At 57.1% G+C, this 18,193-nt stretch carries 15 protein-coding genes; 9 read left to right on the plus strand and 6 right to left on the minus strand.

Annotation, left to right across the window (positions count from 1 at the left end; genetic code table 11):
* Positions 1-5: 5 nt before the first annotated feature.
* A complete protein-coding gene (locus PL263_RS19565; protein ID WP_278210948.1) occupies positions 6-728 on the minus strand; it encodes a class I SAM-dependent methyltransferase in 723 nt (240 codons plus the stop codon).
* A gap of 311 nt (positions 729-1,039) precedes the next feature.
* Here PL263_RS19565 and PL263_RS19570 point away from each other — a divergent pair, with 311 nt between their 5' ends.
* The 5 genes from PL263_RS19570 to PL263_RS19590 all read left to right on the plus strand — a co-directional run bounded on the left by PL263_RS19570 (position 1,040) and on the right by PL263_RS19590 (position 8,134).
* On the plus strand, positions 1,040-1,783 hold the full coding sequence (locus tag PL263_RS19570; protein WP_278210949.1) for a YkgJ family cysteine cluster protein: 744 nt from the start codon (positions 1,040-1,042) through the stop codon (positions 1,781-1,783).
* A gap of 169 nt (positions 1,784-1,952) precedes the next feature.
* A complete protein-coding gene (locus tag PL263_RS19575) occupies positions 1,953-2,651 on the plus strand; it encodes a zinc ribbon domain-containing protein (protein ID WP_278210950.1) in 699 nt (232 codons plus the stop codon).
* A gap of 81 nt (positions 2,652-2,732) precedes the next feature.
* Entirely contained in the window at positions 2,733-3,830 is a 1,098-nt protein-coding gene (gcvT, locus tag PL263_RS19580; RefSeq protein ID WP_278210951.1) for a glycine cleavage system aminomethyltransferase GcvT, read from the plus strand.
* Between the two features lie 4 nt (positions 3,831-3,834).
* The gene (gcvP, locus tag PL263_RS19585) at positions 3,835-6,753 is read left to right on the plus strand and encodes an aminomethyl-transferring glycine dehydrogenase (protein ID WP_278210952.1); all 2,919 of its coding nucleotides are present in this window, start codon (positions 3,835-3,837) and stop codon (positions 6,751-6,753) included.
* Complete coding sequence (locus tag PL263_RS19590; protein ID WP_278210953.1) at positions 6,737-8,134, plus strand: 3'-5' exonuclease family protein; 1,398 nt, start codon at positions 6,737-6,739, stop codon at positions 8,132-8,134. The genes gcvP and PL263_RS19590 overlap by 17 nt, the downstream gene beginning before the upstream one ends.
* 265 nt (positions 8,135-8,399) lie before the next feature.
* Here the strand turns inward: PL263_RS19590 and PL263_RS19595 are convergent, their stop codons facing one another.
* Positions 8,400-8,678, minus strand: coding sequence for a hypothetical protein (locus tag PL263_RS19595; RefSeq protein WP_278210954.1), 279 nt, complete (start codon positions 8,676-8,678; stop codon positions 8,400-8,402).
* Positions 8,679-8,729: 51 nt separating this feature from the next.
* A complete protein-coding gene (locus PL263_RS19600) occupies positions 8,730-9,038 on the minus strand; it encodes a hypothetical protein (protein ID WP_278210955.1) in 309 nt (102 codons plus the stop codon).
* Positions 9,039-10,249: 1,211 nt separating this feature from the next.
* On the opposite strand from PL263_RS19600, the gene PL263_RS19610 reads away from it, so the two are divergent.
* Positions 10,250-10,939 (plus strand): hypothetical protein, encoded by a 690-nt coding sequence (locus tag PL263_RS19610; RefSeq protein WP_278210957.1) that lies wholly within the window; start codon positions 10,250-10,252, stop codon positions 10,937-10,939.
* 403 nt (positions 10,940-11,342) lie between these two features.
* On the opposite strand, the gene PL263_RS19615 is transcribed toward PL263_RS19610, so the two are convergent.
* Positions 11,343-12,788: an alkaline phosphatase PhoX gene (locus PL263_RS19615; RefSeq protein ID WP_278210958.1), complete on the minus strand. Its 1,446-nt coding sequence runs from the start codon at positions 12,786-12,788 to the stop codon at positions 11,343-11,345.
* A 318-nt stretch (positions 12,789-13,106) separates the two neighbouring features.
* Positions 13,107-13,307 (minus strand): KTSC domain-containing protein, encoded by a 201-nt coding sequence (locus tag PL263_RS19620; protein ID WP_140912985.1) that lies wholly within the window; start codon positions 13,305-13,307, stop codon positions 13,107-13,109.
* Positions 13,308-13,474: 167 nt separating this feature from the next.
* Here PL263_RS19620 and PL263_RS19625 point away from each other — a divergent pair, with 167 nt between their 5' ends.
* Positions 13,475-14,170: an SDR family oxidoreductase gene (locus PL263_RS19625; protein WP_278210959.1), complete on the plus strand. Its 696-nt coding sequence runs from the start codon at positions 13,475-13,477 to the stop codon at positions 14,168-14,170.
* Between the two features lie 292 nt (positions 14,171-14,462).
* Complete coding sequence (locus tag PL263_RS19630; RefSeq protein WP_278210960.1) at positions 14,463-16,523, plus strand: TonB-dependent receptor; 2,061 nt, start codon at positions 14,463-14,465, stop codon at positions 16,521-16,523.
* Between the two features lie 44 nt (positions 16,524-16,567).
* Here the strand turns inward: PL263_RS19630 and PL263_RS19635 are convergent, their stop codons facing one another.
* Positions 16,568-17,500 (minus strand): LysR family transcriptional regulator, encoded by a 933-nt coding sequence (locus PL263_RS19635; protein ID WP_278210961.1) that lies wholly within the window; start codon positions 17,498-17,500, stop codon positions 16,568-16,570.
* A gap of 69 nt (positions 17,501-17,569) precedes the next feature.
* Between PL263_RS19635 and PL263_RS19640 the strand changes: the two genes are divergently transcribed.
* Positions 17,570-18,169, plus strand: a complete 600-nt coding sequence (locus PL263_RS19640) for an NAD(P)H-dependent oxidoreductase (protein ID WP_278210962.1) — start codon at positions 17,570-17,572, stop codon at positions 18,167-18,169.
* Positions 18,170-18,193 lie beyond the last annotated feature (24 nt).

Genomic DNA, 18,193 nt, shown 5'->3' on the forward strand with positions numbered 1-18,193 from the left:
CCACCTTATTTGACGGCGACTAGATTGACCAAGGTCGGTTCCGGCCGCTGCGGCAGGGAAAAGCCGAACCATTCCAGCGCGCCGATATCCGGCCGGCTCCACCACAAATAGGGTTTGGAGATGGCGCTATCGTCCAGTTTGAAGCCGCTGTCGCGGATCAAGGCGATGTATTCATCGGCGGTTTTTTGCACCTGCATCGGATGCCGGAACAGCAGCCGAATCGGCAGGGAATGGATGAAGCGCTTGCAGGATTCGGCGAACAGCAGCAGGCCGCCCGGTTTCAAGACCCGGTGGAATTCCTGCATCGCGCGCCGGTGTTGCACGATGTGGTGGAAGCTTTGGTGGCAGAACAGCAGGTCGAAACTGGCGTCCGGATACGGTAACTGCTCGGCATTGCCTAAAGCGACGTCGACCGGGCAGGCGCAGCCGGCCCCGGCGCGGACCGCGTCGGCCAGCAATGTCGGATCGATTTCGATGCCGGCGATATGTTTGGGTTGGAACTGCTGCTCCAATAGCGCAAACGAATTGCCGCGGCCGCAGCCGATATCCAGAATCGCCGGCCGGAGCGGGGGAGACGGCAACAACCTGGTCAGATCGGTCAGTGCGATGCGTAGTACCCGCTGCCGCCAGATGTAGGTATTCAGAAACCAGATGCCGAAAGCGCTTTCCTTGACCCAATAAGTGCGCGGCGTCCCCGCCGGAGGTGGGATGAGGTTGGCGCTGGACATCTGCCGGGCTAGGGCCTATTTGGCCTGAACTCTGTAAATGGCGTAGGCGGCGAAACTGACGGTCAGAATGTAAATTACGGCTGAGATCACAGGCATTTCCTCGTGGATGGTTGAGTGCAAACTTTTAACATTAATTTCCCGCAATGGGAAAGGGATTTTTCTGGCAGTGGTGGCAGCCGTTGGTTTGTAAGGCCGTGAGCGCCCGGCGAGCTTGCTTTTCGCATTGAAACAAAACCACTCCGGCCGGCCGAAGGCGCTAAAATTGACCGGCGGCTGCCCGGCCGCTTAATTCAGCAAACGAGTTTTAAAACATGGCCAAGAATGTATCCGCCCAAGTCAATTTGACGCTCTACGGCCAGCCGGTGGCGTTGCAGTTCGCGGTCCCCGCGGACAAGGTGACGCCGCTCGGCGTGCTGCCGGCATTGCAGCAGATCGATAACCAATTCGTCGATACGGCGGTTGCGGCCTTCGTCGGCACCGACCAGGCCATTTCCTGCCAGGCCGGGTGCGGCGCCTGTTGCCGGCAGGTGGTGCCGCTGGCCGAATTCGAGGCTTACCACATCGCCGCCTTGGTCGAACGCTTGCCGGAGCCCAGGCGCAGCGAGGTCAAACAACGTTTTGCCGACGGTTGTGCGCAGTTGGACCGGATCGGCTGGCTGGAGCGCTTGCAGCAGCAACTGGAGCAGGGCACGACTCACGACGCCGTGCAGAGCCACGCGCTGGAGTATTTCCGCCAGAACATCGCCTGCCCGTTTCTGGAGGCTGAGAGTTGTTCGATTCACCCCGACCGGCCGCTGGCCTGCCGCGAATACCTGGTCACGTCGCCGGCCGAGCATTGCCGGGAGCCGTCTCCGGATACGGTCAAACACATCGAATTGAAGTTTCAGGTCTCGCGGCTGGTGCGCAAGCTCTGGAAAACCAAGCACATCACTCAGCCGGATTCGGTGCCGATGATCTACGCCCTGCAATGGGTCAAGACTCACCCCAACCAGTTTCCGAAAAAACGCGGAGCGGAGTGGATGCAGGAGTTTTTCGAGTATCTCGCCAAGCCTTGATTTTCAGTTCCGAACGTCAGGCGCTGCCGCCAATCCCGCCGGCGCCTGTTCTATGCTACGCTAGCCAAGAGCTTGAGTTCGGACGTTATCCGGTTGCCGGATACGGCGCTCCGTCCAGCCGATCGAAGATTTCGTGCATCAGTTTGAATATCCCGTCGAAGGAGGCAACATGTCCGCAAACAGTGCCGCTCTGCGCGCCGCCCAACTGCTGGTAACGCTGTTGACGATACTGGCCATCGGCAAGGCGGTATCGCTGGTACCGATGATGGACCAGCTGGAATTGTTCTGGCATTTCAAGGCCGGGCAGATTGTCTGGTTCGCAGCGAAACTGGCCGCTCTGGTGCTGTTTTACTTTTGCGCCAGTCTGGCGCTGCAAACGGTGCCGGACCGCGGCGGAGTGCTGGTGTTTGCCAAGGATATTGCCGAACCGCTATGCGCGTTGGCGATACTGGTTGCCGCGCAAAGCCTGTTTTGGGAGGTGCTGGCGCCCTTCGTCAATGCCACCGGCAAAACGATTTATTACGGTAGCGTATTGACGTTAATCGTTGGCGTCAGCGTTTGGCTGGTATTGCGCGCCTACCGCCAAGCCGACCGACTGGTTCTGGCACTGAGCGATTGGGCCAGGCTCCGGCCGTGGCTGGCCGCCGCCGACAAGCGCCGCTGCCGGCAATGCCGCGCGGCGGTATCCGCCACGGCCAAGTATTGCGGGGAGTGCGGCAGCTCATTGCAGCCAAGCCTCCACTGCTATGCTTGCGGTGCCTTGGTTGGTGCGGAGCAGCGCTATTGTCCCGATTGCGGTGCCGATTTACAGCACAGCGCCGCCTCGGCACAGCCGCCCGCAGCGGCAAACGGCGAATCCGCACCGTAGGCCAGCTACACCGGCGGACCGCGGTGTTTCCCGATACGCTGGTAGACTGACGCTCTCGCAACCAGCAATAGCCGGCCCGCCATGTCAGACTTGAAACCAACCCCGCTTGCCGCCCTCCATCAGCAACTGGGCGCCAAAATGACCGCTTTTGCCGGCTACCAAATGCCGGTGCAATACCCGCGCGGTATCATCCACGAACACCTGCATTGCCGCAGTCGGGCCGGCTTTTTCGATATTTCCCATATGGGCCAATGCCTGGCGCTTGGCGATGGGGCGGCTGAGGCCATCGAAAAGCTGACGCCGGGTGGCATCCTCGATTTGCCGGTTAACAGCCAAAAATATTCGGTACTGACCAACGACCACGGCGGCGTCATCGACGACATTATCGTTACTCGGCTGGCGGACGGCGTCGGTCTCATCGTCAATGCCGGTTGCAAGGACAAGGATTTTGCCTATCTGCGGGAAAAATTGGCCGGCAAAGCTGCATTTCGGGAACTGGCCGACCAGGCCTTGTTGGCCTTGCAAGGCCCGGAAGCGGCTGCGGTAATCGCAAAATTTTCGCCTGACGCCACGGCGCTGCAGTTCATGCAAGTCTGCGACACCCGCATCGCCGGTGTAGCTTGCAGCGTCAGCCGCAGCGGCTACACCGGCGAGGACGGCTTTGAAATCTCGTTGCCGGCTGCGGAGGCCGAACGAGTCGCCAAAGTGTTGCTGGCCGAGGACGGCGTCGAGCCGATAGGTTTGGGTGCCCGCGACACTCTGAGGCTGGAAGCCGGACTTTGCCTGTACGGCCATGAATTGAACGAAACCATTACACCGATCGAGGCCGGCCTGGGCTGGATTTTCAAGAAAGGCCACACCGATTTTCCCGGCGCTGAAACCATTCTGGCGCAGCGGCAAAACGCGGTCGGCCGCCGACGCGTCGGCTTGCTGGTGGACGGGAAAATTCCGGTTCGGGATGGCGCTGTCTTGCTGGGTAACGCTGATAGCGAAGTTGGCATCGTCAGCAGCGGCAGCTTTTCGCCGAGTTTGAACCGGCCGATCGCGATGGCCTTGGTCGATCAACGCGTCGCCACAACCGGCACCCGCCTCAAAGCCCTGGTGCGGAACTCGGCAATCGATTTGACAGTCTGCCGGCTACCTTTCGTGCCGCATCGGTACCACAAACCTGGGAGATAAACCCATGAGCCATCGTCTCCGCCTCGATCAACTGGAAATGCGCGGTAACTTCATTCAACGCCATATCGGCCCAAGTGCCGAGCAAACTCGGGCCATGCTGGCCGAATTGGGCCTGGACGACCTGGAACAAATCGTCGACCGGGTGCTGCCGCCCGATATTCTTAACCACGAGCCGTTAAAACTGACCGGGTCGATCAGCGAGCGGGCGGTGATCAAGTACCTGCGCGCCATGCGCGAACGCAATAAAGTCATGGTGTCGATGATCGGCATGGGTTATTCGGACACGATCATGCCGGCGGTGATCAAGCGTAACGTGCTGGAAAATCCCGGCTGGTATACCGCTTACACGCCGTATCAGGCCGAAGTCGGTCAAGGCCGGCTGGAAGCGTTGTTGAATTTTCAGCAAATGATCATCGACCTGACCGGCATGGAGATCGCCAACGCCTCGTTGCTCGACGAAGCCACAGCCGCCGCCGAAGCGATGACGATGGCGCGCCGCTTGGCGAAAAGCCAAGCCAACACGGTGGTGATAGACCAGAACTGTCATCCGCAGACCATCGCCGTGGTCAAAACCCGGGCCGGCTCGCTCGGTTACGAGGTGGTGGTCACCGACCCATTCAACGGGCTGGAGCGGCACGAGTTTTTCGCGCTGATCCTGCAATACCCCAACAGCGGCGGCGAAATCCACGATTTGACCGAAATTACCGCGTTGGCCCACGCCAAATCGGCGCTGGTCACTGTCGCCGCCGATTTACTGGCTTTGGTGCTATTGACGCCGCCGGCCCGGTTCGGCGCCGACATCGTGGTCGGCAGTGCTCAGCGCTTTGGTGTGCCGATGGGTTACGGCGGCCCGCATGCGGCGTTCTTTGCCACCCGCGATGACTTCAAACGCTCGATGCCGGGCCGCTTGATCGGCGTCTCCAAGGACAGCCACGGCCAGGTCGCATTGCGGATGGCCTTGCAGACCCGCGAGCAGCACATCCGCCGCGACAAGGCCACCAGCAATATCTGCACCTCGCAGGTGTTGCTGGCGGTAATCGCCGGTTTTTACGCGGTTTACCACGGCGCCGACGGCTTGCGCCTGATCGCCGGCCGGGTGCATCGTTACGCCCAGATTCTGGCCGCCGGCTTGGCGCGCAGCGGTTACCAGGTGTTGAGCCAGTGTTATTTCGACACGATTAGAATCCGTGTCCCCAACCGGGCGCGGCGCTTTGCCGCTCAGGCTGAAGCGGCGAGCATCAATCTGCGCGTGATCGATCCGGATACCTTGGGGATTGCCTTGGACGAAGCCACCACCCGCGACCATATCCGCGCGCTCTGGCAAATCTTCGCCTCGCCGATCAGCGAATTGCCCGACATCGCCGCGCTGGATGCCGGCCTGGCGGAATGCGTTCCCGCCTCGTTGTTGCGCGACGATGCGATTCTGAGCCATCCGGTGTTTAGCTTGTACCACTCGGAAACCGAGATGATGCGCTACATGCGCCGGCTGGCGCGGCGCGACATTGCCCTGGATCGAGCGATGATTCCGCTCGGTTCCTGCACGATGAAACTGAACGCCGCCACCGAAATGCAGGCCATCTCGTTTTACGAATTTGCGGCGATGCATCCGTTCGCGCCGCTGCACCAAACCCAGGGCTATCAGCAGTTGTTCGCCGAACTGGAAGACATGCTCTGCGACCTGACCGGCTTCGATGCCTTCTCGTTGCAACCCAATGCCGGTTCGCAAGGCGAATACACCGGCTTGCTGGTGATTAGGAAATACCACCAGGTCAACGGTCAAGGCCAGCGCAACATCTGCCTGATTCCGGCTTCGGCGCACGGCACCAATCCGGCCAGCGCCACCTTGGCCGGGCTGCAGGTCGTGGTCGTGGCCTGCGATGATCACGGCAACGTCGATGTCGCCGATCTGCGCGCCAAGGCCGCGCAATACCCAGACACGCTGGCGGCGCTAATGATTACCTATCCGTCCACCCACGGTGTGTACGAACAAGCGTTTCGGGAGATTTGCGACATCGTCCATCAACACGGCGGCCAAGTGTATATGGATGGCGCCAACTTCAATGCGCTGGTCGGTTTGTGCCGGCCGGGCAAGATCGGCGCCGACGTGGCGCATTTGAATCTGCATAAAACCTTTGCGATTCCGCACGGCGGCGGCGGGCCCGGTGTCGGCCCGATCGGCGTCGGCGCGCATCTGGCGCCGTATCTGCCGGAGCATCCGGTCGTGGAGGGCGTCAATCCGGCCAAGGGCGAGCACGGCACGGTGGGTACGGTGTCGGCGGCGCCGTGGGGCTCGGCCAGCATTCTGACCATTTCCTGGGCCTATATCGCGATGATGGGCGCGACCGGCCTGCGCCGCGCCACCTTGACTGCGATCATGAACGCCAATTACATCGCCCGCCGGCTGGCGCCGCATTATCCGATTTTGTACACCGACGCCAACGGCTGGGTGGCGCACGAATGCATCATCGATTGTCATGCCTTTAAAAAAACCGCCAACGTCAGCGTCGAAGACATTGCCAAACGCCTGATCGATTACGGCTTTCATGCCCCGACCGTGTCGTTTCCGGTGCCGGATACCTTGATGATCGAACCCACTGAGAGCGAAAACAAAACCGAGATCGACCGTTTCTGCGCGGCCATGATTGCGATCCGCGAAGAAATCCGCGAGATCGAAACCGGCAGCGCCGACCCGGAAAATAACGTGTTGCACAACGCGCCGCATACCCACCGGCTGTTGCTGGAGGACTGGAAGCTGCCGTATTCCCGGCAAAAAGCCTTCTTCCCGGACAGCCATCAGCACGACGACAAATACTGGCCGCCGGTTGGGCGGATCGACAGCGTCTATGGCGACCGCCATGTATTTTGCAGTTGCCCGCTGGATTGGGCGCAAGCCGCGACGGAGTGTGATGCCGAAACTCATTAACCAGCCGCTGGCCTTCGTCGACCTGGAAACCACAGGCGCCACCGCCACCAAGGACCGCATCACCGAAATCGGCATCGTCCTGGTCGACGCCGACGGTGTGCGGGAATGGAATCAATTGGTCAATCCGCAAACCCGGATTCCGTTGTTCATCGAACAAATGACCGGCATCAGCAACGAGATGGTCGCCGAGATGCCGAGCTTTGCGCAAGTAGCCGGCGAAGTGGCGGAATTGCTGGATGGCCGGCTGTTCATCGCCCACAACGCCCGTTTCGACTATGGGTTTTTGAAGAACGAGTTCAGTCGGGTGGGCATGAGCTTTCGGCCGCAAGTCTTGTGCACTGTCAAACTGTCGCGGGCCTTGTATCCGCAGTTCCACCGCCATAATCTGGACAGCCTGATCGAACGCCACGGTTTGCAAGCCAAGGACCGGCACCGGGCTCTGGCCGACGCGCAATTGATTCATCAATTCTGGACTCAGGCTTGCGAGCAATTTTCTGAGGAAACCGTCGATGCCGCGGTGCAGCGTCTGGTCGGCCGCTCCAGCCTGCCGTCGAATATCGACCCGTTATTGATCCACGATTTGCCGGAAGCCCCCGGCGTCTACCTGTTTTACGGCGAGAACGACCTGCCGCTTTACATTGGCAAAAGCGTCAACATCCGCAACCGGGTGCTGGCGCATTTCGGCGCCGACCACAAGAACAGCAAGGAGATGAGCCTGGCCCAGCAATTACGCCGCATCGACTGGATCGAAACCGCCGGCGAGTTGGGCGCGCTGTTGCTGGAAGCCCGCTTGATCAAGGACAAAACCCCGGTGCACAACCAGCGCCTGCGTCGCAAAAACGCCCTGTGCGCCTGGCAATTGCAACAACAGGGCGAACAGCTCAAGCCGGTATTGAGCTGGGCCGGCGAGCTGGATTTCGGCGCCCAGGACAATCTCTACGGCCTGTACCACAGCCAACGCGACGCCCAAAAAGCCTTGCGCGGCGTCGCCGAACAGCACGGTTTGTGCCTGAGCGTGCTGGGCTTGGAGAAAACCGCCGCTGGGAGGCCGTGCTTCGGTTACCAGATCAAAAAATGCCGCGGCGCCTGCGTCGGCAGCGAAGCGCCGCTGGCCCACGCGGCGCGGGTGCTGATCGCCATGCAAAAACTCAAACTTGCGGTCTGGCCGTATCCGGGCGCGATTGGCGTCCGCGAAGGCGAGGAACTGCATGTGATCGACCGCTGGTGTTACTTGGGCACCGCCAAAAATGACGCGGAAATCGCGGAGTTGCTGCAGGCCGGTGTTCCGGCGTTTGATCGGGATACTTATATGCTGCTTAGTAAGTCGTTGAAGAAGGCTGAGGTTTTGGCGTTGTCGCAGACATTGAGAGTGGTTGGTTAACATTGCCATTGCGGTCATGTTGTCGCCGGGGAAATGGATCGCGAGTCCGTGGTGCTTGAATGGCGGATGGCGCTTTGCTTATCCGCCCTACGGCCGGTCGAGGATATGTGTTGAACGGAGAGAAGTGCATCGGTCGCGATTGATGCGCCTCCTGCCGTCGGAACATCTTATCTGCGCACGTTATCGAGTTCGCTATCGAGTTGAAGGTGGTTGGTTGAACGTTACATAGATCCTATTAAGCTTCGCTAATCGGACCTTATGGTTCCTAACATCTAATTGAATTTAGACGACACTCTTCTGATTCTGCTCTGCAAGAATTTACACAAGGAGAGCTTGCTTTTATACCGCCATCCTGTGCTTCACATCTTTTTGCACACATTTCAAAATTTAAATAACATTGTCGAAGCTTAGTATCATTGGGGCAGTTTTGGGCAAGCAATATTGCATCTGATGATTTGTATTTTTCGACTGAAGAATCTTCGGCGCGAACAGATATTGTTGCGGTCGACAACGCGGTTATAAAAACCAAATAAAAGCCTTTCATGTTAACTCCAATAAAATCATAGAATCACGCATGAGAAATTGAATAGACATGCTATTCTTCTGCTCTCCAAACTAATGCTGTTCTTGCACATACTTCATTGCCATGACGACCGCGAGTTGTGACAATAACGGTTAATCTTGTTTTTGTTACATCATCTACTGTGGCAGATACAGAGTCGTATTTGCCAAGATCTGTAGTTACACCATTTAATGTTATTTCAGGTATAGATGTAAAATTGCATTTTTTTAACGATATGACGTATGGCTCTTGAACAAGTGCTTGGCATCCTAAATCACCGCCAGATAGTTCTAATGTCCCTTGGCATGCAAGAGAATAACTGGATAATAAATAGCCAGACACTAAAATGCGGAATTAATTTTATTAAGAGTAGTTATTTTTAAGTTCGATGTAAACATGATATTTTTTTAAAAAAATCAATTATATTTTCTCAATATATCGTATCTAACAGGTTGGTGAAAAACTCTTTTTTACAACCAATCGAGCCTATATTTAGTGTTACGAGGTTGGCTTTGACTAAATAAAGGCCTCTTCTAGCTGAATTAGTGGCTAGAGTATGGTTTTTCACCAACCTGCTAGTTCAAAGTGATTAGATAGTAAAAATTCTGCTGTATCATTATCACGAACGCGTGGCTAATGCAATAATAATTTCCTGGCTCGTAAGGCGGAACGCGCCAGGCTGTAGGATCGTAGGGCGGATAAGCGAAGCGTCATCCGCCAAATTGGCTAACCTTTACCAATGCCAAACTATCGACGTAACCGCGTCCCTGGCGGAATTTATTTCTTCACGGTGAATTTGCTCGAACGCAAATCCCGGCTGCTGGTCGATCATATCGACAAACTCAGGCATGCGGTGCGCATTGTTCGGGAAAAACAACCTTTTTTCTCGTTCCCACGCGCTGCGTGGGAATGTCGGGCTTGGCCGCGTTGCGGCATGCGTGACTGCGGCGCGAAACATGTGGGTTCCCACGCGACGCGCGCGAACCCACGTAGTAAGCAAGGCCGTAAGGCGCAAACCTGAGGGCATTGCGCCGTATTACACACAGCCTGATATGTTACGCACCGCATACCTTTTTCTCTCGTTCCCATGCGCTGCGTGGGAATGTCGGACTGGCCGCGTTGCGGTGTGCGTGACCGCAGCGCGGGCATCCAGCGCCATGGACGGTAGCCCCAAGTTCTTCTTGTAGCCTGGATTTCCACGGCGGACCGTGGGAATCGCAAAGGCGCATTTGCCAAAATCCCCCCAACATCTTTCTATGCGACTAAACCCCCGGGCGACTGGGCTGATTCGTTAAGTCCGGGTTAAGCGCGTTCACCGACATTGGCTACGCGAACGACTACACGCCTGCTTCAGACCGCCCCCATGCCTCGCGCAAGACCGATTTTCGGCAAGTTGGCAATCCGCTAGCGAAGGACTGTGTCCGTTGCGCGGCAAGCCTGTTTACGGCAGCAGCGATTCCGCAATCCCAGCGTTTGCCGCATTGGCTTGGTGTACCGAGCCAATGGCGAGAACAAGCTGACCTTTAACTAAACCGCGAAACGGAGATTTGATCATGCAGACTAGAATCCTTCACTATGCCGCTCTGGTATGCAGCATCTGCTTGACGGCTTGCAGCGCTAAAGGCTATCGAGGACCCGAGTTACCCGACAATCAAGTCGCCACGATCGAGCTCAAAGCGCCTGCGCTGTCCAAGGTACCTCTATTCTGGGTGTTTCCGTTGAATATGCTGCTATGGTTTTCCGAACACTGGAACGAAACCTCTTGGGGGCCCAATATTTTTGTTGGCCGTATTGAATTGGATGATCCCGACACAGGAACTTGGGATGTAAATGCATCGAATAAAGTCAAGCTGGACCGATTCAGTAAAGTCTATGTATTACCCGGCCTTCGTAGCGTAAGAACGATGGAGACCGCCATCGTTGAAAAAAAAGTAGCCGGCGATACCACTTCCCAAACCGGTTCCTGCGAATGTAAGGAACAGGAATTCAATAACCAAAAGCAAAAAGTCTGCGAAAAAAAGACAACCAGTTCAACGCCTTATGTCATTACCGCGCGAGACACAACCTGCACTTTGTTATTCCATGCTGTCGCCGGGGAGACTTATCAGGCTTTCAACCGGAACGGACGGCTAAAGTTGCAACATCAGGATGGCAAAATCGATCATGACGTAGTCTGCGAAAGCCAGGACCGAATTAGTCGTGTAAACGAGCCAGGCATCAGCAGTAGCCCGTGTTCTCCTTGAAAAATCAAGTAGTCGGAAACGATAGGGTTCGCGCAATTACAATCGGCCACTTTGGCAACGGTTCCGTTTTGCGGGTTCCCATGTTTTGGCGTAACAAGTCGTAGCCGTTTTCAATGCGGGGTGGGTTCCCGCGGAGGACCGCTCGCCGTTATACACATCTCTGTTTGATAACCGTCATTCCGGCAGGGATTGCCGGAATCCAGGCTGCAAGGATCGCTTGAAGTTGCCGTCCATGGCACTGGATGCCCGCGTCCCGCGGGCATGACGGCACTTGCTGTATAACGATGAGCGGAGAGCCGTGGGAACCGGAAGAAATGCCTGCCGGATATTAATCGCGGCAGGCGCTAAGGGGTCGCCTGCGGGAGTGGGAAACCGCAGGACGGGGTATGGGGATTGCTTTGGATTAAGCTTTACGGCGGCGCAAGCCGATCATGCCGGCGATTGCCGAACCGAACAACCATACCGCGCCCGGAACCGGCACCGCAGCCGGTGCCGCAGTTAGCATGATGGTCCGGTCGATACCGTCGGCCGGATGTTGCACGTTGATGTAGGCTTTGTTCGGGTTGAATTTATCGAAATACAAACCGGTGCTTTCGGCGCCGGCAGTAGTCAAGCTGATCCATTTACCGATCGACTCGGCGACACCGTCGCGGTTTTCGTCTTTAGCGAACCAAACGTCTTCCACACCGCCGTCTTGATCTTCGATGATGTAGATGTTGCCTTCGGCGTCGATCGCCAAGTTGTCGGCATTTTTAAATTCGCCGCCAGCCGCCAAGCCTGTCGCCATATCGATCGTGTTGCTGTCGGCAAACAGTTTGACTTCACTGGTACCCAAATCGATCGAATAAACACGGCTACGGCCATTAGCGGTGTTACCGTCGTTATCGGAGTCGGTGGTAGTGAAATACAAGAATTGGTTACCGTTGTCCAGATTCTGGATTTCCATGTCTTCCGGGCGGTTGAAGCCGGTGCCTTTCACGGCAGCGTTATCTGCGCTGACTCGGCCATCGATTGTGCCATCGGCCAACTGGCTAGAAATCCCGGCCAATACGCCGCCGTTAACATCGGTGATCGCTTCCCAAGTCGAGGCGCCGGTGATCGCCGGCGCGTTGTTGCCTTCGAATTGGCCGCCGGCGCCAACTTTCAAAGCGAAGGTTTGACCAGCGGCAAAAAAGTCGTTGCCATTGGTGGTCAACGGATTGGCCGAAACATATTTGTAGACGGAACCACCGTTCAACTCATCAACGAAATACAGGTTGTTGTTCTTGTCGAACGCCAATCCCTCGTGAGAAACGCGGGGCAGAATCGAACGTTGGATGAAGGTACCGCCGTTCGCGGCCGCGGTGGTGGGATTGGTTACCTCGAACAAACGGCCTTTAGAGCTGCCGGCGCCCCAGGATTCTTCCGCAGTCAGATAACCGCCCCATGGTGTCCACAACGATGCATCGCCGGATACGAAACCTTGGGTGCCTGGAGCGACGATGGTAGTGGTGCGGGTGTTGTAGTTGTTATCCCACAAATCGATACGTTGCACACCGCCGGTGCCGGTTTCGAATGGCATGAACAAATAGCGGCCGGCGTTAGGGCCGGTTTCGTTGGCGGCGATCATGTCCCAACTGCCTGAGTTAGAACCTGGAACCAAGGTATTTTGGGTTTTACGGTCAGCGATGGTTTGTTGGCTAAAGTTAGGCGAAGACAATTTGTACGGCGTGGCGGAGCCAGGATTCAGCGGCGTGGTGTTGCCGGTCATCGGCGTGAAATTGTCGAACTCGGTGGCAGCCGCGTGAGCGGTAGGTGCGATCAGGGTCGCTACAGCGGCCGAGATCAGAGTCAGTCTAAAAGCGTTCATGATTGGTATATCCTTGGGGTTACTGAATTATGTTGTGTTTGGCTAAGAACTGCGTCGCAGAACTCGCAACACAAATGTTAACCAGCTCAAAAGAAAACTAAGTTTCAGTTCTGTTAAGGTTTGGTGACATGTAATACGCGGCTGAAGGACTGAGCGTTGCCAGGTCGGCGGCACGGCGTCGGCCGAGCGTGTTTGGCTGGAATCTCAATCCGCTGCATCGAAAAATTGGCCGGGGCCGCGAACCGGCATAGCGGCGCCGAGTTCTGGAGGAAGCCCCCAAAGGTTGCAGAGCTGTCGACGCCGCGTTTTACCTTGGATTCAGCAGGGAAACAGGTTTTGCAGGTGGCGTTTGTAAAACCGGTTTTTCGAACGCGCTTTCAGAAAGTCGCTGAACAGTTGCTCCGGAACGTGGCAGAATTCCTGGGCTGGACGGTCTTTGAAGGCAACCCGCATTTTGTGGGTATCTTTGTCGTAACCGACCACCTCTATCGTGCTGGATTTGACGGCTTGCATTTGCATAATGGCCTCCGCTGGATTCAGGGTTTCGATGTGGCGGTCAGGCATGCGGAAAAGCGAATAGTTCCGGGCATATTCCGATTTTGCCGCCAGGTATTTCAATTATTTGCGCCAGCGGCGATCCGGCCGCTGGCGCCCTTTGTTTCAATCGACTTTTTGGAGCTTACACGATGCAAACTGTACTGATCACCGGCGCCAACCGCGGCTTGGGTCTGGAATTTTGCCGGCAATATGCGGCAGCCGGCTGCGAGGTGATTGCGGCTTGCCGCCGGCCGGAACAGGCGGCGCAACTGCGGGCCTTGGCCGGCCAATATTCGAATATCGAAATATCAGCGCTCGACGTTGCCGACCTGGCTCAAATCGAAGCCTTGGCCGCTAGTCTGGCCGGGCGCAAAATCGACGTGTTGATCAATAACGCGGGGGTCTACGGCGATCAATCCGGACGCGGTTTCGGCAAACTGGATTACCAAACCTGGGCGTCGACCTTGGCGATCAATGTGATGGCGCCGGTGAAGCTGGCCGAGTGTTTTCTGCCGCATTTGCAGCGTAGCGAAAAACCGTTGATCGCCTCGTTGAGCAGTCTGATGGGCAGCATGGCCGATAACACCAGCGGCGGCAGCATTTTGTACCGTTCCAGCAAGGCCGGTTTGAATGCGGCGATGAAAAGCCTGGCGATCGATTTGCGTTCCAGCGGTGTCGGCGTGCTGATTTTGCATCCGGGCTGGGTCAGGACCGATATGGGCGGGCCGAATGGCTTGATCGATGTCGAGGAAAGCGTCAGCGGCATGCGCCGGCTGATTGCCGGATTCGAATTGGCCGATAGCGGTCGCTTCGTCAAATACGACGGTTCTGCGCTGCCTTGGTAGGCTCGCTGGTTATCCGATCCCCGCATTAAATTGATCGCTGGTGTTCGGTTTGGGCCGCGCGTGTCCCTGGCTCAAGCAATAACTGCAAACGATATTCGAGGTCGGGGTTGATTGCCGGCACGGCCACCGGAAAATGCGCTACCGACGCATCGGATGTTGCAAAAACGGCTATGCTTCAAGTTTGAAGGGCTTCCCATTTTTACGGCCGAAACTGAGGTTGTGTCGACCGGCGGCGGCCGAATTTGGAATAGCCGGAATTGGTTTGTTGACAGAGCGACTGCATTAATCTCAGATGATTCACAAAGCCTATTTGGCCGTTGTTTTTGCCGGTTTCAGCGTGTTGGTCCCAACCGGCGCCGACGCAGCGGACGTCGAACGGCAACCCGTGACCGAGATGGATACGGCGGATCTGTTGAACATTCAGGTCATTTCCACCCGCAAGAAATCGCAGGTGACCTCGGTTTCGAAAAAGGCCGGTTATGTCTCGAACGCACCGTCGGCGGTCTATGTAATCAGTAACGAGGACATCAAACGCGCCGGCGTTACCAGTGTGCCGGAAGCTCTGCGCCTGGCGCCCGGCGTCGACGTGGCACGGGTCAATTCCAGCAAGTGGGCGGTCAGCATCCGCGGCTTTAACGGCATCTTTGCCAACAAACTGCTGGTCATGATCGACGGTCGTAGCGTGTACAACCCCGGCTTTTCCGGTGTGTATTGGGATGCTCAGGACGTGATGCTGGAAGATGTCGAACGCATCGAAGTGATCCGCGGGCCGGCGGCGACGCTGTGGGGCGCGAATGCGGTCAACGGCGTGATCAATATCATTTCCAAGCGGGCCGAGGATACCGGCGGCGGTTTAGTTACCGGTGGCGGCGGTACGCTGGAGACCGGTTTCGGCGCCTTGCGTTACGGCAAGCAATTGGGCGACAACAGCTTCGGCCGGGTTTACGTCAAGGGCTTCCAGCGCGACGGCCTGGAGCAGGTTGAGGGCTTTGCGCCCAGTGCCGACCGCTGGGATAAGCAGCAAGGCGGATTTAGAATCGATTCCCACCTGTCCGACCGCGACGAATGGACCTTGCAAGGCGACCTTTACCGCAGCGGCTTGAGCCAAAACGCGCTATTGCCGGTGCTGAGTTCGCCGTTTCAGCAGGGACTGATCGAGAATTTTTCGACCTCGGGCGCGAATATTCTGTCGCGTTTGCGGCACACCTTTTCCACTACCGCCGAATACAGCCTGCAGTTTTATTACGACCATTCCGAACGTGGCAACCACACGTTTGCCAAACAGTCGCTGGATACACTGGATCTGGATTTTCAAAACAGTTTCGCCATCGGCGAACGGCAGAACGCGATCTGGGGTGTCGGTTACCGGGCAAATCTGGACGAATTTTCGGACAGTCCGTTGATTCAGCCCACACGTTTGCAGCGGGATACTCACTTGTTTACTGCATTCGTGCAGGACGAGATCATGTTGGTGGACGACAAGCTATGGCTTACGCTGGGGTCCAAGTTCGAACACAATTCCTATTCCGGGTTCGAAGGCCAGCCCACGGCGCGATTGATGTGGGCACCGACTTTGGAACAACGAATCTGGGCGGCTTTCTCCCGCGCCGTGCGGACACCGTCCCGGGCCGATCACGATATTCGTTTTCTCAACGGTGTGCTTCCCACGGAGGTTCCGGGATTGGGGGCCTTGCCGACTGAAGTCGTGCTGAACGGCAACCGGAGTTTTCGGGCCGAAGACGTGCTGTCCTACGAATTGGGCTACCGCTTCGCCTGGGCCAGCCAGGCTTCGCTGGACTTGACTGCGTTTTACAACGACTACGATAACCTGACCGCTTATCAGATGGGGACGCCGTCATTGTTGGCTGCGCCGGTATTGCACCTGCTACAACCGGTCAGCGTTACCAATCTGGGCAAGGCCGATACCTACGGTTTCGAAGCGGCAGCCGTCTGGCAAATGGCGGACTGGTGGCGCTGGGATGCCAATTACAGCCTGCTGAAAACCGAGTTCGGCACTCTCGTCGGCTTGGCGCAACAGGCCAGCCCGCAGCATAACCTGTCGCTGCGCGCGGCAATCAACCCGACCGATCGGATTTCGCTGGATTTCTGGTTGCGTTACACCGGGCCGCGTAGTGTGGTCGGCAACGGAGCCGGCAACCAGTTGCGGCAACTTAATGGCCGCGCCAGCTTCGATACCCGCCTGGCTTGGAAAGTCCTGCCCGGCCTGGAATTGTCCTTGGTTGGCCAAAACCTGTTGGACGACGGGCGGCTGGAATACATCGACGAGTCCGGCATCATCCAACCGGGCGGGGTTTCCCGCGGTGTTTACGGTAAGCTGGCGCTCGAATTTTAGCCGGTTGCGTCGCACTCAAGGCAGGAGGCGCCGTCGGTGCGGTTCTATGCCGGCGCTTGCTGGCTTGCGATCAAAAAATCGATAAACGCACGGGTTTTGCCGGGCATCAGCTTTCGGCCGGGAAACACCAGCCAGGCCGTGGTTTGCGGTAAGCACCACCCCGGCAGCACACGTTGTAATTCCCCACTTTTTAAATAGGCTGCCGCATAGGAAACCGGAGCGGCAACGATGCCGCGGCCGCGGCAGGCCAGCTTGACCAGCAACTCCGGCGAATTCGCCAAAATCCGGGCCGGCGGCAAGCCCTGCCAACTTAGATTGCCGCAGTCGAGCTGCCACAGCGGTTGCTCGCGGTAGCGGCCGGGCAAAGTCAAGGCATGATAGCGGCTCAAGTCTTCCGGCTGTTGCGGTTGCCCGTGCCGTTCCAAATACTCCGGCGACGCATACAAGCCCCAATCTTGTTGGCTCAATCGTTTGGCGGTCAAGCTGGCGTCGTCCGGCAGTTCACCCATCCGAATCGCCAGATCGAAATTTTCGCCGACCAGATCGACACGGCGGGCGGATAAATCGATTTCCAAGGCAATTGCCGGGTAGCGCTGGTTGAAGTCGGCCAACACCGGCACCAGGAATAAAGTGGCAAAGTCGTTCGGTAGCGAAATGCGTAAGCGGCCGCTCGGTTCGGTTTGCCGGTGTTCCGCCCAGGCTAGCGCGGCGTCGATTTCCTCGCCGATCTGGCGGCCGTGCTGCAGCAGGCGCAAACCGAACTCGGTCAGATGTAACTGGCGGGTGGTACGCTGCAATAGCCGCTCACCCAATTGTTTTTCCAGATGGCTGATACGCCGCGACAGGGTCGATTTCGGCAAGCCCAGCAATTCGCCGGCCTTGGAAAAACTGCCGGCATCGGCAATTTTGGCGAACAGCCACAGATCGTTGGCTTCGATGCTCATCAATTGTTCCTCCTGTGGAACAATGTTATCCATTTTTCGGTCTTCTGCCCATTATCGCCGCAGCGTATAGTCATCCCGACTTCAACATTTTGGGAGACCGACATGAACATCCTGCAAATCAATTCCAGCATTCAAGCCGAAAATGCCTATTCCAGCCGGTTGGCCGACAGTTTGTCCGCCGAACTGCGCCGGCAATTTCCGCAGGCGCAATTGGTGGTACGCGATTTGGCAAAAACGCCGCATCCCTGGCTGGACCAGGCCGCGTTGATTGCATTCAACACCCCGGCCGAGCAGCGTACCTCCGAGCAGGCGCAGCGGGTGGCCTTGGACGATACCTTGATCGAAGAGATTCAAAGAGCCGATCGGATCGTGATTGCCGCACCGATGTACAACTTCGGCATACCGGTGCAATTGAAAGCCTGGATCGATGCGATAGCCAAGGCCAGAGTCACGTTTCGCTACACCGAACAAGGCGTGGAGGGTTTGTTAAAGGGTAAAAAGGTGTACGTGATCCAAACCGCCGGCGGTATCCATCGCGGTACCGCAGCCGACAGCCAAAGCGCATACTTGCGCACGGTATTGGGATTTTTGGGCATGACCGACGTCGAGTTCGTTTACGCCGAAGGCCTGGCGCTGGGCCAGGATGCGGAACAAACTGCGCTTAGGTCCGCTGAAGATCGAATCGTGGCTTTGGCCGCTTAAATTTCCAGCGAGAGGGGATTAGTC

This window comes from Methylomonas sp. EFPC3, from assembly GCF_029643245.1.
GTDB classification, from domain to species: domain Bacteria; phylum Pseudomonadota; class Gammaproteobacteria; order Methylococcales; family Methylomonadaceae; genus Methylomonas; species Methylomonas koyamae_B.

Coding starts and splice junctions, on each gene's coding strand:
- PL263_RS19565 (WP_278210948.1), bottom strand. CDS start 728: ATGTCCAGCGCCAACCTCATCCCACCTCCGGCGGGGACGCCGCGCACT.
- PL263_RS19570 (WP_278210949.1), top strand. CDS start 1,040: ATGGCCAAGAATGTATCCGCCCAAGTCAATTTGACGCTCTACGGCCAG.
- PL263_RS19575 (WP_278210950.1), top strand. CDS start 1,953: ATGTCCGCAAACAGTGCCGCTCTGCGCGCCGCCCAACTGCTGGTAACG.
- gcvT (WP_278210951.1), top strand. CDS start 2,733: ATGTCAGACTTGAAACCAACCCCGCTTGCCGCCCTCCATCAGCAACTG.
- gcvP (WP_278210952.1), top strand. CDS start 3,835: ATGAGCCATCGTCTCCGCCTCGATCAACTGGAAATGCGCGGTAACTTC.
- PL263_RS19590 (WP_278210953.1), top strand. CDS start 6,737: ATGCCGAAACTCATTAACCAGCCGCTGGCCTTCGTCGACCTGGAAACC.
- PL263_RS19595 (WP_278210954.1), bottom strand. CDS start 8,678: ATGAAAGGCTTTTATTTGGTTTTTATAACCGCGTTGTCGACCGCAACA.
- PL263_RS19610 (WP_278210957.1), top strand. CDS start 10,250: ATGCAGACTAGAATCCTTCACTATGCCGCTCTGGTATGCAGCATCTGC.
- PL263_RS19615 (WP_278210958.1), bottom strand. CDS start 12,788: ATGAACGCTTTTAGACTGACTCTGATCTCGGCCGCTGTAGCGACCCTG.
- PL263_RS19620 (WP_140912985.1), bottom strand. CDS start 13,307: ATGCAAATGCAAGCCGTCAAATCCAGCACGATAGAGGTGGTCGGTTAC.
- PL263_RS19625 (WP_278210959.1), top strand. CDS start 13,475: ATGCAAACTGTACTGATCACCGGCGCCAACCGCGGCTTGGGTCTGGAA.
- PL263_RS19630 (WP_278210960.1), top strand. CDS start 14,463: ATGATTCACAAAGCCTATTTGGCCGTTGTTTTTGCCGGTTTCAGCGTG.
- PL263_RS19635 (WP_278210961.1), bottom strand. CDS start 17,500: ATGGATAACATTGTTCCACAGGAGGAACAATTGATGAGCATCGAAGCC.
- PL263_RS19640 (WP_278210962.1), top strand. CDS start 17,570: ATGAACATCCTGCAAATCAATTCCAGCATTCAAGCCGAAAATGCCTAT.